3 protein-coding genes are annotated in these 6,775 nt (G+C 45.4%); all 3 read right to left on the bottom strand.

Annotation, left to right across the window (positions count from 1 at the left end; translation table 11 throughout):
* On the bottom strand, window positions 1-5,017 hold a 5,017-nt coding region (locus BLR60_RS23175), incomplete at its 3' end, for a beta strand repeat-containing protein (RefSeq protein ID WP_090504471.1).
* Window positions 5,018-5,027: 10 nt separating this feature from the next.
* A complete protein-coding gene (locus tag BLR60_RS23170) occupies window positions 5,028-6,032 on the bottom strand; it encodes a type 1 periplasmic-binding domain-containing protein (RefSeq protein ID WP_090504467.1) in 1,005 nt (334 codons plus the stop codon).
* A complete protein-coding gene (locus BLR60_RS23165; RefSeq protein ID WP_090504464.1) occupies window positions 6,032-6,775 on the bottom strand; it encodes a phage tail protein in 744 nt (247 codons plus the stop codon). The genes BLR60_RS23170 and BLR60_RS23165 overlap by 1 nt, the downstream gene beginning before the upstream one ends.

The raw sequence follows: 6,775 nt of genomic DNA, 5'->3' as shown, positions 1-6,775 counted from the left end.
TTACCAGTGCCGGAGCAAAGGTATAGGTCAAAGCAGGATCGGCATCTCCATAGGTTTTGCTCTTCGCTGCAGCCGTTACCGTAATGGTTTTTGCATTAACGGTTAGTGTCTGCTGCACATCTGTTGCTGCATTATGAGAAGCATCTCCTGCCTGACTGGCCGTAATTATTGACGAGCCAACAGCAATGATATGAATCTTACCATTTACAATAGTTGCAACGTTGGTATTGCTACTGGTATAGGTAATCGGAATGCCCGAGTTATTACTCGTAGCTCCCGGATCAAAGTCTACATCACCATAAGTTTTTGCAGGCAAGGTGTTGAATGTAATCGTTTGAGAAGTGTTTGGGGTCCCATCTACCAGTACACCGGTAGTACTGCCCACATTATTTAACGTGGTATTTGCATTATTACCTACCGCATCCCTGATGGTAGCACCATTGATATTTAACGCACCTATAACAATGCCGTCCAAATCTCTGTCTGTACTGGCAACTGTGTATCGATATACAAGTGCATCGGTGCCGCTACCTGAAATATAGTTTGCACGTACAGTACCCCCAGTATTTAATGTTACAGCGATAAAAGGTGTATTAACTGTGGCATCAACCGTAACCGCTTCTGAAAAATTAACCGTGAAATCAAGATTTTGTGAAGCGGTATAAGTACCATTAGCCGGAACAGCTACCGAGGTAACGGAAGGTGCAATTTTATCTATAGTGTATGTTTCTCCAATAAAGGGCAGGTTAGTAATTGCGCTAGGCGAGATACCGGTAGAATTAGCAAGGTTTAGCCTAATTGTTCCAGAACCTGTGCCCGTATTAATGGTAACGGTATAAGTAGTACCTGAACCAGATATGGAAGGCGAAATACCATTTATGGTACCACTTGTGGTGATGGAAAAATTAGTTGTGCTCAGACCTGTTACCGATTTATTAAAAGTAACGGTATAGGTTACTGCAGCAGCATTAGTTGGATTTGACGCCGCACGAACAATTGAAGTTACTGTGGCCTGGTTGATAACCGTTACATTTTTGGTAGCCGTATTACTATTTGCCGTACCATCATTTACGGTAAAACTTATTGTTCTTGTTGCGGTATTTGGTGAACCCGCCGTATTATTATAGGTAACTGATCTTAAAGCAGCCTGCCATTGCGCAACCGTTGCCGTAGCACCATTTGACGTTAATGTTAGTACACCTGTGCCGCCATTATAGCTACCGGTAATATTGCCATATAGCGATGAAGAATTATTCAAGTAAATCAACATATCTTCTCCGGCAATGAAGTTTCCAGTGATACCAACCGTAGCATAACTTAGTGTGGTGTTATCAGCATCGGTAACCGTTAACCCGTTATCTATTGCTATAGCCGAACCTGCAAATGCAGTTGAACCACCGGTGGCGGTAACTACAGGGGCTTGTACATAGGTAATGGAAAACTGACTGGCAGCCGTATTGCCATTGCCCGCAGCATCCTGTGCCACGTTAGCTGCAATGTTCATCGTTACCGCACCATTCGCTGTTGGTGTTGCATTAAAAGTATAGGTAGTTCCACTGCCCGAAAATCCAGTGATTGCGGCATTTCCGGGTGTAATATCTCCTGCCACAAATCCGGTTACGGATTCTGAAAAGGTAACCGTAAACGGAATTGGTGAAGTACCCGTCGATCCTCCTGATGCACCGGCCGTACTGCTGATCACCACCGATGGACGCTGCGAGTCAACTGTAAAATTATTTTGGGTGCTGTTTGGACTCACTGAATTTCCACCGCTCTGCGCAGTAGCATAAACCGTGTGCGAACCCTGTGCAAGTGCAGTTGGCTGGGTAATGGCCCAGTTGCCGGCTGAGTTGGCAGTTGTGGTATTGCTTAAAGCTGTTCCATCTACGTAAACCGTAATGGTAGAACCGGCAGGGGCCGTACCTCCGTAGGTTGGGGTGGGTGTAATTACAAAACCGTTATTGGCAGGTACAATAACAACTGGTGAAGCAGTTACCACTGGCGTATAGGTAATGGAAAACTGACTGGCAGCCGTATTGCCATTGCCCGCAGCATCCTGTGCCACGTTAGCTGCAATGTTCATCGTTACTGCACCATTCGCTGTTGGTGTTGCGTTAAAAGTATAGGTAGTTCCACTGCCCGAAAATCCACTGATTGAGGCATTTCCAGGTGTAATATCGCCTGCAACAAATCCGGTTACGGATTCTGAAAAGGTAACTGTAAAAGGAATTGGTGAAGTACCCGTCGATCCTCCTGATGCACCGGCCGTACTGCTGATCACCAACGACGGCCGCTGCGAGTCAACTGTAAAAGTGTTGGTGGGACTGTTTGCACTCACTGAATTTCCACCGCTCTGTGCAGTAGCATAAACCGTGTGCGAACCCTGTGCAAGTGCAGTTGGCTGGGTAATGGCCCAGTTCCCTGCTGAGTTGGCAGTTGTGGTATTGCCTAAAGCTGTTCCATCTACGTAAACCGTAATGGTAGAACCGGCAGGGGCCGTACCTCCGTAGGTTGGGGTGGGTGTAATTACAAAACCGTTATTGGCAGGTACAATAACAACTGGTGAAGCAGTTACCGCTTGCGTGTAGGTAAACTGGTCACTAGCACTAGTCGGACTGATGCCACCTGTTGTAGTGATGCGGACATCAACGGTACCTGTTCCTGCCGGTGCGGTCGCCGTGATCTGTGTTGCCGAGTTAACGGTAAAGCCTGTAGCCGCCGTAGCGCCAAAGGTCACCGCGGTCGCTCCGCTGAAGTTGGTGCCGGTAATGGTCACGCTAGTGCCTCCGCCGGTTGGCCCGCTGGTTGGGCTCAAAGCCGTTACCGTTGGTGCCGCGACATAGGTAAACTGGTCGCTGGCACTGGTTGCGCTGGTGCCCCCTGTTGTAGTGATGCGGACATCAACGGTGCCGGTTCCTGCCGGTGCGGTCGCCGTGATCTGTGTTGCCGAGTTAACGGTAAAGCCTGTAGCCGCCGTAGCGCCAAAGGTCACCGCGGTCGCTCCGCTGAAGTTGGTGCCGGTAATGGTCACGCTAGTGCCTCCGCCGGTCGGCCCGCTGGTTGGGCTCAAAGCCGTTACCGTTGGTGCCGCGACATAGGTAAACTGGTCGCTGGCACTGGTTGCGCTGGTGCCCCCTGTTGTAGTGATGCGGACATCAACGGTACCTGTTCCTGCCGGTGCGGTCGCCGTGATCTGTGTTGCCGAGTTAACGGTGAAGCCTGTAGCCGCCGTAGCGCCAAAGGTTACCGCGGTCGCCCCAGTGAAGTTGGTGCCGGTAATGGTTACACTATTGCCTCCACTGGTCGGGCCGCTGGTTGGGCTCAAAGCCGTTACCGTTGGTGCGGCCACGGCCTGTGCATAAGTAATCGAAAACTGACTGGCAGCCGTATTGCCATTTCCGGCAGCATCCTGTGCCACATTGGCTGCAACATTCACGGTTACCGCACCATTCGCTGTTGGTGTTGCGTTAAAAGTATAGGTAGTTCCACTGCCCGAAAATCCAGTGATTGTGGCATTTCCAGGTGTAATATCTCCTGCCACAAATCCGGTTACGGATTCTGAAAAGGTAACCGTAAATGGAATTGGTGAAGTACCCGTCGATCCCCCTGATGCACCGGCCGTACTGCTGATCACCACCGATGGGCGCTGCGAGTCAACTGTAAAAGTATTGGTGGAGCTGTTTGCACTCACTGAATTTCCACTGATCTGCGCAGTAGCATAAACCGTGTGCGAACCCTGTGCAAGTGCAGTTGGCTGGGTAATGGCCCAGTTCCCTGCTGAGTTGGCAGTTGTGGTATTGCTTAAAGCTGTTCCATCTACGTAAACCTTAATGGCAGAACCGGCAGGGGCCGTACCTCCGTAGGTTGGGGTGGGTGTAATTACAAAACTGCCATTGGCAGGTACAATAACAACTGGAGCGGCGGTACTTGCAGGTGTTGTGAAGCTGAGTATATTTCCTATCGTTGAACCTCCCGAATTGCTTCCCTTTACTCTATAGTAATAAGTTGTACTACCAGTTAATCCTGAAAGTGATACACTAACTGAAGTATTCCCTGAACCAGCATTTACTGTACCTCCAGTTGTAGCATTTGCCGTAATAACACCACTACTCAATGTAGCATTTGTGCTGTAATCAAAACTTACGGTAGTATTTGCACCATTATCGTTTACCGTCCCATTTAAAGTAACACCCGACCCAGTTATATTTGTTGCCGCAGTAGTAGTAGTTATTGGAGGCCCGGTAACAATTCCCAATTGATTAATTGCAGGATCTCTAGTTTCTGTTCCTGAAGTTACGCCACGCAAACCATTCAATGAAAGTGCCGTTGAATTGCTGACCACTTGACCACTTTGCTCGTTGAATTTATAATAAAGTACAAGACCAGTTTCTGAACCGGTTAATTCAATGGTCCTATTGGATGAAAGTTGAGCCTGAGTACGTGCAGTATTCCAAACCCTAAAATCATCCATATTGCCATCAAAATAATCCAATGCACCTACAACAGTCGAACCATCACTCAGGCCGCCAATTGTAAATTGAGTTAAACCAGAACCACTGTAATTCGGTGTAGCGCCGCTTAATGCTTCCTGATCTGGATTTGAACTTATCAACACACCATCAACATAAAAAAGCCAATCGGCACCATTATATACATAAGCGAAATGGTGCCATCCAACAGTTGATAGTCTGTTCCCTAAATCAATCGATTGTGAAAACCCTGCAAAATCAGAGCCAATGGATACAATCAGGGTATTTTGATAAAGTCCAAATCCGCCTAATTCGGTTTGTCCTGAGGAACCAGGAACAAAAATACTGGCAAACATCAGGTTACTATTGGCAGATGGCCTGGCCCAAAATTCAACCGTAAATTTATTGAGATTAGAGATGTAACTACCTACATCACCTGATGTAACTATGCTCTCTTGTGCTCTCGTAAATTTGTATCCTACCTGAGCATAGCTTTTAAAGCTACACAAACAAAAAAGGACAGTAATAAAGAGTAAAATTTTCTTCATATCATAAAGTTTAAATACACAGGTAAGGGTTTTGCCATACAGGCACAGATTGGGCACTTTCTTTAAATGCATTGCTCATATCCGGAAATTGGATATGTTGTTCAACAGGCTTGAAAGTCTGATCACATAAATCGGCCATAAAAATGACTAGGTGATTTATTATTGGATCTTCACCATTCAGGTAGCGTAATATAGAGTCCATTACGTTTGAAAATATATGTTTATAGGGTGACTCAAATAAAACGTTACCCTTATTGTATAAATGGAGATCTCCAACAAGATAGCATTTGCTGAAAGCCGGATGACTTAATTTACTTTTAATTTCAACAGGAAAGGCAAATGAAATGGTAGGTTCATAAGTAATTTCTTGTTCAAACTTCTTAATAAAATCATCAAGCTCCTGTCCGCAAAGCAACACATGTACATGAGATGGATTTGTACGCTTAATTTCTGCAATTAACGGATCAGCACTAAAGACTCCGGGATTGTTTTTTAAAATCGAATAGTCCAGTTTGTTAGAGCATCCACTGTGGTAGCCAATCCGGAAACATTCCAGCAAACTATATCCTGCGTCATATAAAGAGGTGCAAACTAGACAGCTTTCGGGCTGAAGTTGATCTGCCAGCCAATAGGCCAACATAGACTGCATCCACCAGGCATGATAACCAATCAGAATATAGTTTTCAGGATGTAGCAATTGAAAATCATCTGTTATCACTTCTCCTAAACTGATGTTTATAAACTTTTTAGGCCTGAACTTTTTTACCTTATCAAATAAGCCCACCATTACATGATAAGACACATAGCCTAAAATAACATCTACATCTTCCTGATAATATAACTTTTCAATAGCTGTTTCAACTACTTTAGGACTTCCATTGCCAATAAATTCGGGGAACAGTTCGATACCCCTATTATTACAATAGCTTTTCAAAGGATTCAGGAGGGTCTCCCTCAATGCGGGAAACTCTCCTGAATAAGGAATTAATAATCCAATTTTTTTCAATTGTTGCATTAATTACGACTCGGATACAAGCCTTCCACACAAATAAGATAATTGATACCTAAAGATGGCTGCGCAACAGAAACATTTGCTGCAGTAGCTACAGCTCCTGCTAATGGTATTGAGACTGTTCCGGTAACAGGTAAATTTACTGGTATTGCGGCCCCCGTACCCGTGCTGCCGGAAGTTCCTGCCGTAGTGGTTGCACTAAATGGTGATAGCGTGGCATTAGACGGTGTTGGACCATATATTTTTGCTGGAGCACTACTTAATCCTGAAGCGATAAACCCCTGTCCAAGAACATTACTGGAAGTTGGTACTGAAGTAGAATTTGCTAATGTACTGGCACTGTTAACAGGTATGCTGATGTTTACGGTTAGCGAAGGAATATCATGTGCATGCGAAGGAAGTTGATTAGTTGCAAGCGTGATACTTCCAGAGGCTGTTGCTCCTGCACCGATAGCAGCAGTTACGGTACCACCAACAACTGAATTAACATTTACAGCTGCACTTCCCGTTACCCCACCCAAAGCAATTGGAATACCCGGAGCAACGCCGTTAGCACCAAGAGGCACACGTCCTCTAAAATCAGGTATGTTAAAAGTTGTACTTCCATTACCTCCAAAACTTGTTCCGATAACAGCAAATAGAGCTGTATACATATTAATATTTAAAGATTGTCCATTACAAAGTAATAGACCCCTAGGCGAATAGTTTCCTGCCCATAACACAATAGTTCCCAAATAAAGTTCCAT

The organism is Pedobacter terrae, from assembly GCF_900100705.1.
GTDB classification, from domain to species: domain Bacteria; phylum Bacteroidota; class Bacteroidia; order Sphingobacteriales; family Sphingobacteriaceae; genus Pedobacter; species Pedobacter terrae.
Note: the sequence above shows the minus strand (reverse complement) of the source record. Positions and strands in the feature narration are given on the sequence as shown.